The 17,118-nt window shown below is 71.9% G+C and carries 14 protein-coding genes; 5 read left to right on the top strand and 9 right to left on the bottom strand.

The annotated features are described in order from the left end of the window. Positions 1-70: 70 nt before the first annotated feature. Both dnaJ and hrcA read right to left on the bottom strand, forming a co-directional pair. Positions 71-1,213, bottom strand: coding sequence for a molecular chaperone DnaJ (dnaJ, locus tag A3Q37_RS17910; RefSeq protein ID WP_065485626.1), 1,143 nt, complete (start codon positions 1,211-1,213; stop codon positions 71-73). Beyond that, positions 1,214-2,230, bottom strand: a complete 1,017-nt coding sequence (gene hrcA / locus A3Q37_RS17905) for a heat-inducible transcriptional repressor HrcA (RefSeq protein WP_006124340.1) — start codon at positions 2,228-2,230, stop codon at positions 1,214-1,216. Positions 2,231-2,394: 164 nt separating this feature from the next. Here hrcA and A3Q37_RS17900 point away from each other — a divergent pair, with 164 nt between their 5' ends. Both A3Q37_RS17900 and A3Q37_RS17895 read left to right on the top strand, forming a co-directional pair. After that, positions 2,395-3,126, top strand: coding sequence for an MBL fold metallo-hydrolase (locus tag A3Q37_RS17900; RefSeq protein ID WP_065485624.1), 732 nt, complete (start codon positions 2,395-2,397; stop codon positions 3,124-3,126). A 76-nt stretch (positions 3,127-3,202) separates the two neighbouring features. After that, positions 3,203-4,021: a DUF3097 domain-containing protein gene (locus A3Q37_RS17895; protein WP_065485623.1), complete on the top strand. Its 819-nt coding sequence runs from the start codon at positions 3,203-3,205 to the stop codon at positions 4,019-4,021. Positions 4,022-4,075: 54 nt separating this feature from the next. Here the strand turns inward: A3Q37_RS17895 and hemW are convergent, their stop codons facing one another. The 3 genes from hemW to A3Q37_RS17880 form a co-directional block, all read right to left on the bottom strand. After that, the gene (gene hemW / locus A3Q37_RS17890; RefSeq protein WP_065485622.1) at positions 4,076-5,317 is read right to left on the bottom strand and encodes a radical SAM family heme chaperone HemW; all 1,242 of its coding nucleotides are present in this window, start codon (positions 5,315-5,317) and stop codon (positions 4,076-4,078) included. A gap of 95 nt (positions 5,318-5,412) precedes the next feature. Beyond that, positions 5,413-7,434 carry an ATP-binding SpoIIE family protein phosphatase gene (locus A3Q37_RS17885; RefSeq protein WP_065485620.1) on the bottom strand — a complete coding sequence of 674 codons (2,022 nt, stop codon included), beginning with the start codon at positions 7,432-7,434 and terminating at the stop codon, positions 5,413-5,415. Positions 7,435-7,572: 138 nt separating this feature from the next. After that, positions 7,573-8,061 (bottom strand): DedA family protein, encoded by a 489-nt coding sequence (locus A3Q37_RS17880; RefSeq protein ID WP_065485868.1) that lies wholly within the window; start codon positions 8,059-8,061, stop codon positions 7,573-7,575. A gap of 251 nt (positions 8,062-8,312) precedes the next feature. On the opposite strand from A3Q37_RS17880, the gene A3Q37_RS17875 reads away from it, so the two are divergent. Continuing rightward, complete coding sequence (locus tag A3Q37_RS17875) at positions 8,313-9,581, top strand: MFS transporter (protein ID WP_065485618.1); 1,269 nt, start codon at positions 8,313-8,315, stop codon at positions 9,579-9,581. Between the two features lie 185 nt (positions 9,582-9,766). Here A3Q37_RS17875 and A3Q37_RS17870 read toward each other — a convergent pair whose 3' ends face one another. Both A3Q37_RS17870 and lepA read right to left on the bottom strand, forming a co-directional pair. Then, positions 9,767-11,656 (bottom strand): long-chain fatty acid--CoA ligase, encoded by a 1,890-nt coding sequence (locus A3Q37_RS17870; RefSeq protein ID WP_065485617.1) that lies wholly within the window; start codon positions 11,654-11,656, stop codon positions 9,767-9,769. A 255-nt stretch (positions 11,657-11,911) separates the two neighbouring features. Beyond that, on the bottom strand, positions 11,912-13,786 hold the full coding sequence (gene lepA, locus A3Q37_RS17865; protein ID WP_065485616.1) for a translation elongation factor 4: 1,875 nt from the start codon (positions 13,784-13,786) through the stop codon (positions 11,912-11,914). A gap of 228 nt (positions 13,787-14,014) precedes the next feature. On the opposite strand from lepA, the gene rpsT reads away from it, so the two are divergent. Next, positions 14,015-14,281: a 30S ribosomal protein S20 gene (gene rpsT, locus A3Q37_RS17860; RefSeq protein ID WP_065485615.1), complete on the top strand. Its 267-nt coding sequence runs from the start codon at positions 14,015-14,017 to the stop codon at positions 14,279-14,281. Positions 14,282-14,857: 576 nt separating this feature from the next. Here rpsT and holA read toward each other — a convergent pair. Next, positions 14,858-15,844 carry a DNA polymerase III subunit delta gene (gene holA / locus A3Q37_RS17855; protein WP_065485614.1) on the bottom strand — a complete coding sequence of 329 codons (987 nt, stop codon included), beginning with the start codon at positions 15,842-15,844 and terminating at the stop codon, positions 14,858-14,860. 92 nt (positions 15,845-15,936) lie between these two features. On the opposite strand from holA, the gene A3Q37_RS17850 reads away from it, so the two are divergent. Further along, on the top strand, positions 15,937-16,182 hold the full coding sequence (locus tag A3Q37_RS17850) for a hypothetical protein (protein ID WP_065485613.1): 246 nt from the start codon (positions 15,937-15,939) through the stop codon (positions 16,180-16,182). Positions 16,183-16,209: 27 nt separating this feature from the next. Here A3Q37_RS17850 and A3Q37_RS17845 read toward each other — a convergent pair whose 3' ends face one another. Beyond that, positions 16,210-17,091, bottom strand: coding sequence for a YceI family protein (locus A3Q37_RS17845; RefSeq protein ID WP_065485611.1), 882 nt, complete (start codon positions 17,089-17,091; stop codon positions 16,210-16,212). Positions 17,092-17,118: the final 27 nt, after the last annotated feature.

Here is a 17,118-nt window from a genome sequence, read left to right as displayed (position 1 = left end):
CTCCCGCCGAACGCCGCACCGCCCGCCGGTGGAGAACCGGCGGGCGGTGCGGTGAAAGGCCAAAAGCGGTTCAGCGGCCGTTGAACGCGTCCTTCAGACGGGAGAAGAGGCCCTGCTGACCTGGCTGGAATTGACCCAGGGGCCGTTCCTCGCCGCGCAGCTTGGCCAGCTCCCGCAGCAGCCGCTCCTGCTCGGGGTCGAGCTTGGACGGGGTGATCACCTCGACGTGCACGATCAGGTCGCCCCGGCCACCGCCGCGCAGATGCGTGATCCCGCGTCCGTGCAGCGGGACGGACTGGCCGGACTGGGTGCCGGGCCGGATGTCGATCTCCTCCAGGCCGTCCAGCGTCTCCAGCGGGCACTTGGTGCCGAGGGCCGCGGCCGTCATGGGGATGGTGACCGTGCAGTGCAGATCGTCGCCGCGCCGCTGGAAGACGGAGTGCGGCAGCTCGTGGATCTCCACGTACAGGTCGCCGGGCGGGCCGCCGCCGGGGCCGACCTCGCCCTCTCCGGCGAGCTGGATCCGGGTGCCGTTGTCGACGCCCGCGGGGATCTTGACCGTGAGCGTGCGCCGCGAGCGGATGCGGCCGTCGCCGGCGCACTCCGGGCACGGGGTGGGCACGACCGTGCCGAAGCCCTGGCACTGCGGGCAGGGGCGCGAGGTCATGACCTGGCCCAGGAAGGACCGGGTGACCTGCGAGACCTCGCCGCGTCCGCGGCACATGTCACAGGTCTGGGCGGAGGTGCCGGGGGCCGCGCCCTCGCCGCTGCACGTGGTGCAGACGACGGCCGTGTCGACCTGGATGTCCTTGGTGGTGCCGAAGGCCGCCTCGTTGAGGTCGATCTCCAGGCGGATCATGGCGTCCTGGCCGCGCCGGGTCCGCGAACGGGGCCCGCGCTGCGCGGCGTTGCCGAAGAAGGCGTCCATGATGTCGGAGAAGTTGCCGAAGCCGCCGGCTCCGAAACCGCCCGCACCGCCGCCGCCCCCGCCGTTCGCGGAGAGCGGGTCGCCGCCGAGGTCGTAGACCTGCTTCTTCTGCGGGTCCGAGAGCACCTCGTAAGCGGCGTTGATCTCCTTGAACCGCTCCTGGGTCTTCGGGTCCGGGTTGACATCCGGGTGCAGCTCGCGGGCGAGCCGACGGAATGCCTTCTTGATCTCGTCCTGAGATGCGTCGCGGCGCACGCCGAGTACGGCGTAGTAGTCCGTGGCCACTTACGACTCCGCCAGGATCTGTCCGACGTAACGTGCCACTGCGCGTACCGCTCCCATCGTTCCGGGGTAGTCCATGCGGGTCGGTCCGACCACGCCGAGTTTGGCGACTGCCTCGTCGCCCGAACCGTAGCCGACCGCGACGACGGACGTGGAGTTGAGCCCCTCGTGGGCGTTCTCGTGCCCGATCCGTACGGTCATGCCGGAGTCCGTGGCCTCACCGAGCAGCTTCAGCAGGACGACCTGCTCCTCCAGTGCTTCCAGCACCGGCCGGATCATCACCGGGAAGTCGTGTCCGAAGCGGGTGAGGTTGGAGGTGCCGCCGATCATCAGCCGCTCCTCCGTCTCCTCGACCAGGGTTTCGAGGAGGGTGGAAAGAACCGTGGAAACCGTCCCCCGGTCCTCGCTGTCGAAGGATTCCGGCAGCTCCTGCACCAGCCGCGGGACATCCGCGAAGCGGCGTCCGACGACCCGGCTGTTGAGCCGGGCCCGCAGATCCGCGAGCGATGCCTCGCCGAACGGCGCAGGGCAGTCGATCATACGCTGTTCGACCCGGCCGGTGTCCGTGATCAGGACGAGCATCAGCCGGGCGGGGGCGAGCGAGAGCAGCTCCACGTGCCGCACCGTCGAGCGGGTCAGCGAGGGATACTGCACGACGGCGACCTGCCGGGTCAGCTGCGCGAGCAGCCGCACCGTCCGGCCGACCACGTCGTCGAGGTCGACCGCGCCGTCGAGGAAGTTCTGGATGGCCCGGCGCTCGGGCGAGGACAGCGGCTTGACGCCCGCGAGCTTGTCGACGAAGAGGCGGTACCCCTTGTCGGTGGGGATGCGCCCCGCGCTCGTGTGCGGCTGGGCGATGAAGCCCTCGTCCTCCAGCACCGCCATGTCGTTGCGGACGGTGGCCGGGGAGACCCCCAGCCGGTGCCGCTCGGTCAGCGCCTTGGAGCCGACGGGCTCCTCGGTGCCGACGTAGTCCTGGACGATGGCGCGCAGCACTTCGAGTCTGCGTTCGCTGAGCATCGCGCACACCTCCAGCTGTATGTCTCCGGTGTCTGTCTGGCACTCGGTGCGTACGAGTGCCAGCAATCCCGTCGTCAGTGTACGGGGGTGGGGTGGGGCCTGGGCAAGGGCGACCGGCCACCCTCCCACGGGACCGCGCAGGTCGTTGCCGATAGCGTCCTGGTATGGACGTCGCTTGGGAAGACTTCGGGTGGGAGCGGTTGGGCAACGGTGTGGGCCGGCGGCGGCTCCCGGGCTGGGACGCCACCGTCGCGCTGGTCGCCGGTGCGGAGGGGGCCCTGCTGTACGACACGGGCTCGACGCTGCGCGAGGGCGTCGAGCTGCGGCGGCAGGCGGAGGCTCTGCTCGGCCGCAGGGTGACGCATATCGCACTGAGCCACCCCCATTTCGATCATGTGCTGGGCACGGCGGCGTTCGCCGGGGTCCGGGTGTACGGCTCGGCGGGGCTCGCCGCGCTGCTGCGGGACGGGGAGCAGGGGCTGTACGCGTCGGCCGTGCGCCACGGCGTCCCCGAGGACGAGGCGGCCCGGTCGGCGGACACGCTGGTGGTCCCGCACGAGGAGGTGCGCGGCGAGCGGACGCTCGATCTGGGCGGCGGCCGCCGGGTGCTGCTGGCCGATCTGGGCCCCGCCCACAGCGGCCATGACCTCGCGGCGCTGGTGCCGGGCTCGGACGGCGAGCCTCCGGTGGTGCTCTGCGGCGATCTGGTCGAGGAGTCGGGCGAGCCGCAGGCGGGCCCGGACGCGGTCCCCGGACGCTGGCCGGCCGCGCTGGACCGGCTGCTGGAGCTGGGCGGCGAGGACGCGCTGTACGTGCCCGGGCACGGGGCGGTGGTGGACGCGGCGTTCGTCCGGAAGCAACGGGCGGCGCTGACGGAGCGGTTCGCGACGGCGTGAGGGTCGCCGCGACGGCCTGAGGATCTTCGTGGCGGCGTGAGGTTCTTCACGGCGGCGGGCCGATTATCGTCGGGCCATGCGTAGTTACCAGCCGGACCTGACCCCGCCGTGGAAGCGGTCCGCCCCCGTGCCCGAGGTGCCCGCCGAACCCGATCTGGTCGTGGAGGAGGTCGCCACCGGCTTCTGCGGGGCGGTGATCCGCTGCGAGAAGACGGCCCAGGGGCCGACGGTGACCCTGGAGGACCGGTTCGGCAAGCACCGGGTGTTCCCGATGGAGCCGCGCGGCTTCCTGCTGGAGGGCAAGGTCGTCACGCTGGTGCGCCCGGGCCCCGGCGGCCCGGTGCGTCCCACGCGTACGGCCTCCGGTTCGGTGGCGGTGCCCGGCGCGCGGGCCCGGGTGGCGCGGGCCGGGCGGATCTATGTGGAGGGCCGGCACGACGCGGAGCTGGTGGAGCGGGTGTGGGGCGACGACCTGCGCATCGAGGGCGTGGTCGTGGAGTACCTGGAGGGCATCGACGACCTTCCGGCGATCGTCGGGGAGTTCGGTCCGGGGCCGGATGCCCGGCTCGGGGTGCTGGTGGACCATCTGGTGCCCGGCTCCAAGGAGTCCCGGATCGCGGCGCAGGTGACCGGTGACCATGTGCTGGTGGTGGGGCACCCGTACATCGACGTGTGGGAGGCGGTGAAGCCGTCCTCGGTGGGGATCGACGCCTGGCCGGTGGTGCCGAGGGGGCAGGACTGGAAGACGGGGGTGTGCCGGGCGCTGGGGTGGCCGGAGAACACCGGGGCGGCCTGGCAGCACATTCTGTCGAAGGTCCGCAGCTACAAGGATCTGGAGCCCCAACTGCTGGGCAGGGTAGAGGAGTTGATCGACTTCGTGACGCTGCCGGAGTGACGTCACGGGTGCGGCCCCGGGCACCCCGGGGCGCCCGGCCCCTGTCCCCCGGGCTCAGTCCACCAGGTCCCGCACCACCGCGTCGGCGAGGAGCCGCCCGCGCAGGGTGAGGACCGCGCGGCCCTTCGCGTACGGTTCCGGATCCAGCAGCCCGTCGGTCAGGGCGCGGCGGGAGGCGGCGAGGCCGTCGGGTTTCAGGAGGTCCAGCGGGCAGCCCTCGCGCAGCCGGAGTTCCAGCAGGATGCGCTCGACGCGGCGGTCCTCCTCGGCGAGGATCTCGCGGCCCGCGCCCGGTGAGCGGCCCTCGGCGAGCGCCTGGGCGTACGCGCCGGGGTGCTTCACGTTCCACCAGCGCACGCCGCCGACGTGGCTGTGGGCGCCGGGGCCCGCGCCCCACCAGTCGGCGCCGCGCCAGTACAGCTCGTTGTGGAGGCAGCGGCCGGCTTCGGTGGTGGCCCAGTTGGAGACCTCGTACCAGTGGAACCCGGCGGCGGCGAAGGCCTCGTCCGCGATGAGGTAGCGGTCGGCGTGGGCGTCGTCGTCGGTCATCGGGATCTCGCCGCGCCGGATGCGGCGGGCGAGCTGGGTGCCCTCCTCGACGATGAGGGCGTACGCCGATACGTGGTCGGGGCCCGCGCCGATCGCCGCGTCCAGGGTGGCCCGCCAGTCGTCGTCGGACTCGCCGGGGGTGCCGTAGATCAGGTCGAGGTTGACGTGGTCGAAGCCCGCCGCGCGCGCCTCGGCGACACAGGCCTCGGGGCGGCCGGGGGTGTGCGTGCGGTCGAGGATCTTCAGGACGTGCTGCTTGGCGCTCTGCATCCCGAAGGAGACCCGGTTGAAGCCGCCCTCGCGCAGCGCTTCGAGGTAGGCCGGGTCGACGGACTCGGGGTTGGCCTCGGTGGTGATCTCCGCGTCGTCCGCGAGCCCGAACTCGTCCCGGATCGCCGCCAGCATCCGTACGAGATCGGCGGCGGGGAGGAGCGTGGGCGTCCCGCCGCCGACGAAGACAGTACGGACGGGGCGCGGGTCGTCGCCGAGGACCTTGCGGGCCTGGCGGACCTCCTCGATCAGGTGGACGGCGTAGTTGTCGCGGGAGGCCAGGGCCCCGCCGGAGCCGCGCAGCTCGGTGGCGGTGTAGGTGTTGAAGTCGCAGTAGCCGCAGCGGGTGGCGCAGTACGGAACGTGCAGGTAGAAGCCGAGCGGGCGGTCGGCTGCGCCTTCCAGGGCATGGCGGGGCAGCGCCCCGTCGTCGGGCACGGGCTCACCATCGGGCAGTACGGAAGGCATACGGACCATTGTCGCTCGCCGCCGGAGCTTCCCGGACCGGGCGGGCTCGGGGCCCGGACCGGGGCGGCTTCTCCTCGCCATGGAGGCTTCCCGGTCCGGGCCGTTCAGTCCGCGTGCAGGACCAGCAGGGCCACGTCGTCGTCCGGGGGCTGCTCGGCGAACTCGTGGACCGCGCGCCGGATCTTCTCGGCGGTGGCCTCGGCGGGCAGTCCTGCGCATCCGGCGAGCACCCGGGCCAGCCCGTCCCCATCGTCGAACATCAGCGGGCCCGACCTCCGCTCGGTCACCCCGTCGGTGACGCAGAGCAGGGTGTCCCCGGGCGCGAGGTGGAAGACCTGGCTCTCGTACGCCACGTCCTCGACGACCCCGAGCAGCACCTGCGGCTCGGCGGCCGGGCGTACGGAACCGTCGGGGCGCAGTAGCAGCGGCAGGGGGTGTCCGGCGCTGGCCACCGTGCAGCGGACCCCGCCGCCGGGGAGCGGCACGACCTCCCCGTACAGCAGGGAGAGGAACCGCGACTGGGTGCCGTCGTGGAGCTGCTGGCCCCCGGCGGCGGCGACCATCAGGGCGGCGGCCTCGGCGGCCTCCATGGCGTCGTCGAGAAGTAACCGGTTCAGCCGGTCCAGGACCTCGCCGACGCCGAAGCCCTCCCGGGAGAGCAGGCGGAGCCAGGGGCGGGCGAGGCCGGTGACGACGGCGGCCTCGGGGCCCGAGCCCTGGACGTCGCCGAGGACGAAGCACCAGCGGTCGCCGGGGCACGGGAAGATGTCGTAGAAGTCACCGCCGACCACCCCGTCGTCGCTCGGTTCGTAGACGAGGGAGCTGGTGACGCCGGGGATGTCCGCGACCTTGCTGGGGAGCAGGCCGCGCTGGAGGATCCGGCTGATGGTGGCCTGCCGGGTGTAGGCGCGGGCGGCGCCGACGGCGAGGCCGAGGCGGCGGACGAAGTCCTCGATCAGCGAGGAGACGGCCTCGGGCACCTGGGTGACGCCCTCGCGGCCGACGAGAACGGTCCCGAGCGCCCGGCCCCCGGCGGTGATCCGGAACGCGAGCGCGGCCCCGTCGCGACTGCCGGGGTGCGGGGCGTGTTGGCTGTGCGAGGCGTCCTGCTGGGTGTCTTGCGGGGCGTGTTCGGTGTGCGGGCCTCCGTCTTCGGTCTGCGGGGCGTGGTGCGCCGGCCACGGTACGGGTACGGGGACGGGTCCCGAGCCGACGTCGGCGGGAAGGCGGAAGGGTTCCCGCTCCAGGGCCGTACGCAGCGGCTCGGTGCCGGTCTCGTCGCTGTGCCAGACCCGGGCGAGCCGGGGTTCGGCGCCCGGTCCCCCGCTCTCCGCCTCCAGCCAGATCGCGCACCAGTCCGCGAGCCGAGGTACCAGCAGCTGGCCCGCTATCGCCGCCACCAGGTCCTCGTCGAGCTGCCCGGCGAGGAGGTCGGAGGCCTCGGCGAGGAAGGCCGGGGCGCCCCGGCTGTCCCAGACCGCGTCGTCGCGTTCGGTGCGCCGGGCGGCGGGGGCGAGGATCTCGGCGGCGCGCAGGCCGCGCCGGAGGGCCTCCCCGTCGGGCGGGGCGGGCGGGGCGCTCCAGTCGTCGACGGGGAGGCGGGCCCAGACGGTCTTGAGGCCGGTGCGGTAGGTGATGCCCCAGGAGTCGGCGAGGGTGGCGACGAGCTGGAGGCCCCGGCCGTACTCGGCGGGGTCCGGCAGCTCCCCGGCGACCGCCCGGCCCGGTTCGGGGGCGGGCTCCGGCTCGTCGCCGCTGACCGGGCGGGCCGGGTGGTGGTCGGTGACCTCCAGGACGAGGGCGGCGGACGGCTCGTCGCCGCCCTCCTCCTCCAGCCTGAGGACCAGGTCGACGGTGGTGCCGGCGTGCACGACGGCGTTGGTGACCAGCTCGTTGGTGACGGTCACGGCGTCGTCGGCCAGCCGGTCGCTGAAGCCCACGGCGGCGGGCACCCCGAGCCCGGTCCACTCCGCGAGCGCGGCCCGCACGAACCGCCGGGCGGCGGACGGGGCGAGCGGTATCCCGGGCAGGCTGGTGCGGCTGGCCAGGCGCGGGCCGTGCGCGCCCCCGGCACGGGTGGTGCCGGGGCGCTGCACGGTGTCCCGCTGCAAGGGAATGGGCGCCACGGGGCGGCTCCTACGGTCGGACGACACCGACAGAGTGACAGACCGGCCGCATCCATAAGCACCGAGTTACGGAAGTGAGCAGAAAATCGAGCGGATTCGAACGCGCGGGACGGGTTGGGGGACGCGCTGCGGGACGGTTTACGCCTTGTCGGAAGCGGCGTCACCGGAGGACGGGACGGCCACCGCGCGCCGTCTGCGGTACACCAGCGCCCCGCCGGCCGCGAGCAGGAGGACGACCACGGCGGAGACCCCGTAGGCCGGCTGCTCGGCGAAGAGCCGCCCCAGCCCCTTGAGGACGCCGAAGCCGGCGGTCGCGTAGATCAGCGCCCAGGCGGCTCCGCCGACGAACAGGGCGGGGAGGTAGCGGGACAGGGGCATACGCATGCTGCCCGCGAGGAAGTTGGCGGCGGTCTGGAACCCGACCGTCAGGAAGGAGACGGCCACCACCGGCGCGCCCCACCGCTGGATCGCCCGCTCGGCGCGCCGGAACTTCGCCGAGGAGGTCCGCGCGGCGAACCTGCTGCGCCGGGCGCCGGCTCCGGCGAGCCATCCGACGGCGAACGTCCCGCCGGCGCGCAGCAGGACGATGACGTACAGGGCTCCGGCCGCGAGCGCGATCTTATCCACGACGCCCCGCCCCGGGCGCACGTCGGGCAGGAGCCCGGTCACCGTCTCTCACCTGCGCCCCGCCTCTGACTGTTCCGTATGCCCGGATACCACACCAGGCAAGGTCAGCCTAACCGGACGCGCATGCGGTGGACAGCGGCCCCCCTGGTCCGGTGGACAGCGCCCCCCTGGTCATCGACGCGCCGGCGGGGGACGACCCGGGCCGCCAGAAGGAGTGTACGTTCGTACGCTCTGGGGTTAGGGTCACCCGCATGACCGTCGACACCGAGACACGGCCTCTCCTCGCCGCGCGCCACGCGCGGGCCGCCGTAGCCGTCCTGTTCTTCACGAACGGGGCCCTGTTCGCCAACCTGCTGCCGAGGTATCCGCAGATCAAGGAGGACCTGGCGATCGGCAACGGCGCCTACGGCCTCGCGGTCGCCGCGTTCCCGGCGGGGGCGGTCACGGCCGGCCTGGCGGCGGGGGTGCTCGTCCGCCGGATGGGCTCGGCGCGGGTCGCGGTGCTCGGGACCCTGCTGACGGGTGCGGGGATCCTGGCCGCCGGTGTGGCCCCGTCGGTCGCCCTGTTCGCGACGGCCCTGTTCCTGGCCGGGGCGATGGACGCGCTCACGGACGTCGCGCAGAACGCGCACGGGCTTCGGGTACAGCGGCTCTATGGACGGTCCATTCTGAATTCCTTCCACGCCATCTGGTCGATCGGTGCGGTCACCGGTGGGCTGATGGCGGCGGGGGCGATGTCGCTGGACCTGTCGCTCGGCGTCCACCTCACGGTCTCGGCGGTCGTCCTCGTCGCCGCCGCGGTGGCCGCGCTGCGCTTCTGTCTTCCGGGCCCGGACAGCGAACCGGAGGAGGCAGGGCCGGAGCGGAGCGAGGCGGAGGGGGCACGGGGTACGGAGAGGGCACCCGGTGCGGAAGAAGCGCGGCGCGCAGAGAGGGCACTCGGTGCGGAAGGGGCGCGGGGCACCTCGCGCGTCGGGTTCGTGCTGGCGGCCCTCGTCCTGATCGCCACGGCCGGGACGCTCGTGGAGGACGCGGGGAACTCCTGGGCCGCCCTCTATCTGGGCGACGCGCTGCACGCCTCCGCGGCCCTCGCCGCCTGGGGCTTCATCGCCCTGGTGGGCGCCCAGTTCATCGGGCGCATCATCGGGGACCGCCTCGTCGACCGTTTCGGGCAGCGTGCCGTGGCCCGGTCCGGCGGACTGATCACCGCGGTCGGCATGGGCCTTGCCCTGGCGGTGCCGACGCTGCCCGGCACCGTCCTGGGCTTCGCCCTGGCCGGGTTCGGGGTGGCGACCCTGGTACCCGCGGCGATGCACGAGGCCGACGCACTGCCCGGTCTCAAGCCCGGCTCGGGTCTGACGCTCGTCTCCTGGCTCATGCGCCTGGGCTTCCTGCTGTCGCCGCCGATCGTCGGCCAGGTCGCCGACGCGGCCGGCCTGCGCACGGGCCTGCTGGTGATCCCCGCCGCCGGGGTGCTGGTGGTACTGCTCGCGGGGGTCCTGCGGGCCCGGCGCGGCTGATACGGCGGGGGGGGCGGGCTCGCGGTCCTGCCCCCGCCGCGACGCGACGCAAACAAACGGGCGGGGAGCCCGGGCCCGTGAGGGTCCGTACTCCCCGCCCGTGCCCGTCCGGGGCCGAGCCCCCGGACGGGTTCACGCGCGCAGCCGCTGAGCCTCGCGCGAGCCTGCGTACATCTCGTCGTGCATCAGGCCTCTCGCGAGCCTGCGTACATCTCGTCGATCAGCCCCTGGTACTCGCGCTCGACGACCGGCCGCTTCAGCTTGAGGCTGGGGGTCAGCTCGCCGTGCTCGACGTCCAGGTCGCGCGGCAGAAGGCGGAACTTCTTGATGGTCTGCCAGCGCTGAAGGCCCTCGTTGAGGCGCGTGACGTATCCGTCGATCAGCTCGACGGTCTGCGGGGCGGCGACGACCTCCGCGTACGACTTGCCCTCCAGGCCGTTCTCGGCGGCCCAGCCGAGGATGGTGGGCTCGTCGAGGGCGATGAGCGCGGTGCAGAAGTTACGGTCCGCGCCGTGCACCAGGATGTTGGAGACGAACGGGCAGACCGCCTTGAACTGGCCCTCGACCTCCGCCGGGGCGACGTACTTGCCGCCCGACGTCTTGATCAGGTCCTTCTTGCGGTCGGTGATGCGCAGATAGCCGTCGGCCGACAGCTCGCCGATGTCGCCGGTGTGGAACCAGCCGTCCGACTCCAGGACCTCCTCGGTCTTGTCGGGCAGCTTGTGGTAGCCCTCCATGATGCCGGGGCCGCGCAGCAGGATCTCGCCGTCGTCCGCGATGCGCACCTCGGTGCCGGGGAGCGGCTTGCCGACGGTGCCGGTGCGGTAGGCCTCGCCCGGGTTGACGAAGGAGGCGGCGCTGCTCTCGGTGAGGCCGTAGCCCTCCAGGATGTGGACCCCGGCGCCGGCGAAGAAGTAGCCGATGTCGGGGGCGAGGGCGGCGGAGCCGGAGACGCAGGCGCGCAGCCGGCCGCCGAAGGCCTCACGGATCTTGGAGAAGACGAGCGCGTCGGCGACCTTGTGCTTGGCGCCGAGGGCGAAGGGGACGGACGCCTTGCCGGTGCGCCGGAAGTTGTCCTGGGAGACCTTGGCGTACTCGCGGGCCACCCCCGCCGCCCACTGGAAGATCTTGTACTTGGCGCCGCCGCCCGCACGCGCCTTCGAGGCGACCCCGTTGTAGACCTTCTCGAAGATCCGGGGGACGGCGGCCATGTAGGTCGGCTGGACGACCGGCAGATTCTCGATGATCTTGTCGATGCGGCCGTCGATCGCGGTGACGTGGCCGACCTCGATCTGGCCCGAGGTGAGGACCTTGCCGAAGACGTGGGCGAGCGGCAGCCAGAGGTACTGCACGTCGTCGGCGTTGATGAGGCCGGTGGAGACGGTGGCCTTGGCCATGTACGACCAGTTGTCGTGCGGCAGCCGTACGCCCTTGGGCCGGCCGGTGGTGCCGGAGGTGTAGATGAGGGTGGCGAGCTGGTCGGCGGTGATGGCGGCGACCCGCTCGGTGACCGCGTCCGGGGTCTTGGCGAGCAGCTCGTTGCCCCGGGCCTCCAGCTCCGCGAGGGTGATGATCCAGCCCTCGGGGTCGCCCTCGGCGGGCTCGGCGCCGGCCGGGTCGATGACGACGACATGGGCGAGGTCGGGCAGCTCGGCGCGGCGCTCACGGGCCTTGGCCAGCTGCTCGGCGTCCTCCGCGATGAGGATGCGGCTCTCGGAGTCGGCCAGGATGAAGGCGGACTCCTCGGCGTTCGTGGAGGGGTAGATCGTCGTGGTCGCGGCGCCCGCGCACATCACCCCGAGGTCGATGAGGATCCACTCCACCCGGGTGGCCGAGGAGAGGGCGACCCGCTCCTCCGGCTGCACGCCGAGCGCGATCAGCCCGGCGGCGATCCCGTAGACCCGCTCCGAGGCCTGGGCCCAGCTCAGCGACTTCCAGTCGTCGGGACCCTCGCCCGAGGCCGACGGCACCGGATAGCGGTACGCCTCCCCGTCCGGGGTCGCCGCCACGCGGTCGATGAAGAGGGACGCCACGGAGGGCGGCCGGTTATCGATCAAGGTCTGTGTGTCGCTCACGACGTCCTCCGGGCCTGCGGCATTGCTACGACCGGCTTCTTTGATACTGCGACGACTGCTGCTGTCCTGCTGCGCAACCTGCTTGTTCGGCTTGTTTAACTGGCGAGTAACCATCGATGCGTGATCAGAGTAGAGCGCACGCGCGCGCCACGTAAGAGGCAACGGGCCGCCGCTTTCATAACGAAAGGGCCCTCACGCCGCACGTTACTGCGGCGTGAGGGCCCTTCGCGCCGTTCACCGGCGGAGGCGAGGGGGTTACTTCTTGCCCTTGCCCTCCCCCGCGGACTCGTCGGTCGACAGGACGGAGATGAAGGCGTCCTGCGGAACCTCCACGTTGCCGACCATCTTCATCCGCTTCTTGCCTTCCTTCTGCTTCTCCAGCAGCTTCCGCTTACGGGAGATGTCACCGCCGTAACACTTGGCGAGGACGTCCTTGCGGATGGCGCGGACGGTCTCACGGGCGATGACCCGGGCGCCGATGGCGGCCTGGATCGGCACCTCGAAGTTCTGCCGGGGGATGAGCTTCTGGAGCTTGGCGACGAGCCGTACGCCGTACGCGTACGCCTTGTCCTTGTGCGTGACCGCGGAGAACGCGTCCACCTTGTCGCCGTGCAGCAGGATGTCGACCTTGACGAGGTTGGCCGTCTGCTCGCCGGTGGGCTCGTAGTCGAGGGAGGCGTAACCCCGGGTCTTGGACTTCAGCTGGTCGAAGAAGTCGAAGACGATCTCCGCGAGCGGCAGGGTGTAGCGGATCTCGACCCGGTCCTCGGAGAGGTAGTCCATGCCGAGCAGGGTGCCGCGCCGGCCCTGGCACAGCTCCATGATCGCGCCGATGAACTCGCTCGGGGCCAGCACCGTGGCGCGGACGACCGGCTCGTGCACCTTGTCGATCTTCCCCTCGGGGAACTCGCTCGGGTTGGTGACGATGTGCTCGGTGCCGTCCTCCATCTCGACGCGGTAGACCACGTTGGGGGCGGTGGCGATCAGGTCGAGCCCGAACTCGCGCTCCAGCCGCTCGCGGACCACGTCCAGGTGGAGCAGGCCGAGGAAGCCGACGCGGAAGCCGAAGCCGAGCGCGGCGGAGGTCTCCGGCTCGTAGACCAGGGCGGCGTCGTTGAGCTGGAGCTTGTCGAGCGCCTCGCGCAGGTCCGGGTAGTCGGAGCCGTCCAGCGGGTAGAGCCCGGAGAACACCATCGGCTTCGGGTCCTTGTAGCCGCCGAGCGGCTCGGTCGCCCCGTTGCTCAGGGAGGTGATCGTGTCACCGACCTTGGACTGCCGGACGTCCTTCACCCCGGTGATGATGTAGCCGACCTCGCCCACGCCGATGCCGTCGGCCGGGGTCATCTCCGGGGAGGACACCCCGATCTCCAGCAGCTCGTGGGTGGCGCCGGTCGACATCATCCGGATGCGCTCGCGCTTGTTGAGCTGACCGTCGACGACACGGACGTAGGTGACGACACCGCGGTACGAGTCGTAGACCGAGTCGAAGATCATCGCGCGGGCGGGGGCGTCCGCGACGCCGACCGGGGCCGGCACGTCGCGCACGACCCGGTCGAGCAGCGCGTCCACGCCGACGCCGGTCTTGGCGGAGACCTTGAGCACGTCCTCGGGCTGGCAGCCGATGAGGTTGGCCAGCTCCTCGGAGAACTTCTCCGGCTGGGCGGCGGGCAGGTCGATCTTGTTGAGCACCGGGACGATAGTGAGGTCGTTCTCCATCGCCAGGTAGAGGTTGGCCAGCGTCTGGGCCTCGATGCCCTGCGCCGCGTCGACCAGCAGGATCGTGCCCTCGCAGGCGGCGAGCGAACGGGAGACCTCGTAGGTGAAGTCCACGTGGCCCGGGGTGTCGATCATGTTGAGGACATGGGTCAGCCCCTTGTCCTCGCCCTCGGTGGGCGCCCAGGGCAGCCGGACCGCCTGGGACTTGATGGTGATGCCGCGCTCGCGCTCGATGTCCATCCGGTCGAGGTACTGAGCACGCATCTGCCGCTGGTCGACCACCCCGGTCAGCTGGAGCATCCGGTCGGCAAGGGTCGACTTGCCGTGGTCGATGTGCGCGATGATGCAGAAATTGCGGATCAGCGCCGGGTCGGTACGGCTCGGCTCGGGCACGTTGGAAGGAGTCGCGGGCACGCAGGGTCCTGATTCTTGAGACGCCGAACGCCGTGTCTCGGGTCGATGTCGGGTCGGTCGGATCGTCGGTCGGATCGATACGTAGGCTCCATCGTCCCACGCCTGCGGGGCAGCGACCGGTTTGGGCCGGTCGGAGGGTGACTGCTACCGTGGACAGCTGTGCTCAGTGGCTCCTGTGGACCGATGGGCACGTCTAGTAGATCCAATCGAACCTGAAAAGGCTCTTTCGTGGCGAACATCAAGTCCCAGATCAAGCGGAACAAGACCAACGAGAAGGCGCGCCTGCGCAACAAGGCCGTCAAGTCGTCGCTCAAGACCGCGATCCGCAAGGCCCGCGAGGCCGTCGCCGCCGGTGACGTCGAGAAGGCCACCACGGCCGCTCGCGACGCTTCCCGTCAGCTCGACAAGGCTGTCTCGAAGGGTGTCATCCACAAGAACGCCGCCGCCAACAAGAAGTCGGCGCTGGCGTCCAAGGTTGCCTCCCTGTCGGCCTGAGCTTCTTCCCGAAGCTCACTGATGTGACATAGCCGGAACGGACCAGCGGGCCCTCTCTCCCGCCCCTGCCCGGCCCCCGCGCCGCACACCGAACCTGCGTTCGCCACGCGGGTGCGGCGCACCAAGCGCGACCCGGAAGCCCCGGCCATCGATCTCCCCAGATCGACGACCGGGGCTTCCGTGCGTATGGGGGCACGCTCCAGCCCCCGCCCAAGGGGGCTAGACGTATGGGGGGCACGCTCCAGCCCCCCCCCCCCGGCCCAGGGGGCTTCCAGCCCACCCAGGAGGCTTCCCAGACCGTCCGGGGGGCCTTTCCAGACCGTCCGGCGTTTGAGGACGGAACCGGCGATCACACGAGGGCCCGCACCTCCTGGCACGACGCTGAGGCGTTCCCTGCCGGTCCGGGCGCACCACCCAGCCCGTCCGGCGCTTGAGGACGGAACCGGTGATCACACAAGGCCCCGCACCCTGTCGGCGCGACGCCGAGGCAATCCCAGCCCGTCCGGCGCTTGAGGACAAAACCGGTCACCCCCAGGCCCCGCACGCCGCGGCGACCCACCCCACCCCCGAGAGGAACTACCGCCCAGCCCGCGCCGCCCGCGCAACAACGACGACGGCCTTCTCCAGGGCGTACTCGGGATCGTCCCCCCCACCCTTCACCCCCGCATCCGCCGCAGCCACGGCCCGCAGGGCCAGAGCCACCCCGTCCGGCGTCCACCCCCGCATCTGCTGCCGCACCCGGTCGATCTTCCACGGCGGCATCCCCAGCTCCCGGGCAAGATCGGCCGGCCGACCACCCCGAGCTGAGGACAGCTTCCCGATCGCCCGCACCCCCTGCGCCAGCGCACTGGTGATCAGCACGGGCGGAACCCCGGTCGACAACGACCACCGCAACGCCTCCAGCGCCTCCGCCGCCCGCCCCTCGACCGCCCGGTCGGCGACGGTGAACGAAGACGCCTCGGCCCGCCCGGTGTAATAGCGCCCGACGACCGCCTCGTCGATCGTCCCCTCGACGTCCGCGATCAGCTGCGACACCGCACTGGCCAGCTCCCGCAGATCGCTGCCGATGGAGTCGACCAGCGCCTGGCATGCCTCCGGCGTCGCGGACCGCCCATGCGTCCGGAACTCCGACCGTACGAACGAGAGCCGCTCGGCCGGCTTGGTCGTCTTCGGGCAGGCCACCTCGCGCGCTCCCGCCTTGCGCGCCGCGTCCAGCAGCCCCTTGCCCTTGGCCCCGCCCGCATGCAGCAGGACGAGCGTGATCTCCTCGACCGGCGCGCCGAGATACGCCTTGACGTCCTTGACCGAGTCGGCCGAGAGGTCCTGCGCACTGCGCACGATCACGACCTTGCGCTCGGCGAAGAGCGAAGGGCTGGTGAGCTCGGCGAGCGTGCCGGGCTGCAACTGGTCGGACGTCAGATCGCGTACGTCCGTGTCGGCGTCGGCAGCACGCGCGGCCGCCACCACCTGCTGCACCGCACGGTCCAGGAGGAGGTCCTCCTGGCCCACGGCGACGGTGACGGGGGCGAGCGGATCGTCGGTGGAATTCTTCCTGGTGGCCATCGCATTCCAGCATCCCACGCCCCACTGACAGCCAGGCACGGCCCAGGCAGCCCGGGGCACGGGCCCCGGCCCCCGTACCGGAGAATGTCCGGGTGAGCGACGTGAGACATGTACTGGTGCTGCCCGACCGCGACGCCGCCGAGGAGGTGGCCGAGGAGCTGGCCGACCGCTTCGGGGTCGCCGAGGAGCCCCAGCTCGTACGGGACGCGCTGGCCGGCGAGGACGACGCCGAGGACGCCCAGTGGCTGGTGGTCGTGGAGGACGAGACCGGCCGCCTCGACCCGGCCGCGCTCGACGAGTTCGCCGCCGAGTACGAAGGCTGGCTGGAGAAGCCGTAACCGGCCCGACGCCCCAGCCCGCCCGGCTCAGCCCCGGGGAACGATCTGGATGTCCAGGTCGACGCTGATGCTGGGCCCGACCACCGCGATCCCACGCGCCAGCATCGTCTGCCAGGTGAGGGTGAAGTCCTCGCGGTGCAGCTCGGTGGTGGCCCGGCAGGCGGCGCGCGTCTCGCCCTCCAGGCCGTTGCCGAGACCGAGGTACTGGGTGTCCAGCGTCACCGTACGGCTGACGCCGTGCAGGGTCAGCGCACCGGTGACACCCCACCGGTTACCGCCCCGGTGGACGAAGCGCTCGCTGTAGAACTCCAGCGTCGGATAGCGGCCGACGTCGAGGAAGTCGCCGGAGCGCAGATGGTCGTCGCGCATCTGCACATTGGTGTCGATCGACGCCGCGTCGATGATCACGTGCATGGCGGAGTCCTCCATGCGGTCGGCGATCCGGACCGCCCCGGCGAAGGTGTTGAACCTGCCGTGGATGCGGGCCAGCCCGATGTGCCGGGCGGTGAAGCCGATCTGCGAGTGGTTCGGCTCGATGTCCCAGTCGCCGGGGTCGGGCAGCTGCGGGGGCTGTGCCACCTGGAGGGTCACATCGCCCAGGGTGGCGTGCGCCCCCGCGCTCACCGTCGCCGCCCCGTGGAACGGGGTGAACCCCTCGGCCTTGACCGCCAGCCGGTAGTCCCCGGCCGGGACCGTGGCGAGAAGGCTGCCGAAGGGGTCCGTCTCACCGGCGGTCACCTTGCGGCCGACGCTGTCGGTCACGACGAACTCGGCCTGCTGCACCGGTTCGCTGACCGGGTCCAGCACCCGGCAGCTGAGCACGCCCGCGGTACGGGGTACCTGGATTCCGGCGAGGGCCCCACCGCGCCCACCCGCCTGGCCTCTGTTTCCCAGCCAACGGCCGAACATCTCTTACGTACCCCCAGGGGCGCTTCG

The sequence above is a fragment of the Streptomyces sp. PTY087I2 genome (genome assembly GCF_001687325.1).
In the GTDB taxonomy this organism is placed as follows: domain Bacteria; phylum Actinomycetota; class Actinomycetes; order Streptomycetales; family Streptomycetaceae; genus Streptomyces.
Note: the sequence above shows the minus strand (reverse complement) of the source record. Positions and strands in the feature narration are given on the sequence as shown.

Coding starts and splice junctions, on each gene's coding strand:
- hrcA (WP_006124340.1), bottom strand. CDS start 2,230: ATGCTCAGCGAACGCAGACTCGAAGTGCTGCGCGCCATCGTCCAGGAC.
- A3Q37_RS17900 (WP_065485624.1), top strand. CDS start 2,395: ATGGACGTCGCTTGGGAAGACTTCGGGTGGGAGCGGTTGGGCAACGGT.
- A3Q37_RS17895 (WP_065485623.1), top strand. CDS start 3,203: ATGCGTAGTTACCAGCCGGACCTGACCCCGCCGTGGAAGCGGTCCGCC.
- hemW (WP_065485622.1), bottom strand. CDS start 5,317: ATGGTCCGTATGCCTTCCGTACTGCCCGATGGTGAGCCCGTGCCCGAC.
- A3Q37_RS17875 (WP_065485618.1), top strand. CDS start 8,313: ATGACCGTCGACACCGAGACACGGCCTCTCCTCGCCGCGCGCCACGCG.
- holA (WP_065485614.1), bottom strand. CDS start 15,844: ATGGCCACCAGGAAGAATTCCACCGACGATCCGCTCGCCCCCGTCACC.
- A3Q37_RS17845 (WP_065485611.1), bottom strand. CDS start 17,091: ATGTTCGGCCGTTGGCTGGGAAACAGAGGCCAGGCGGGTGGGCGCGGT.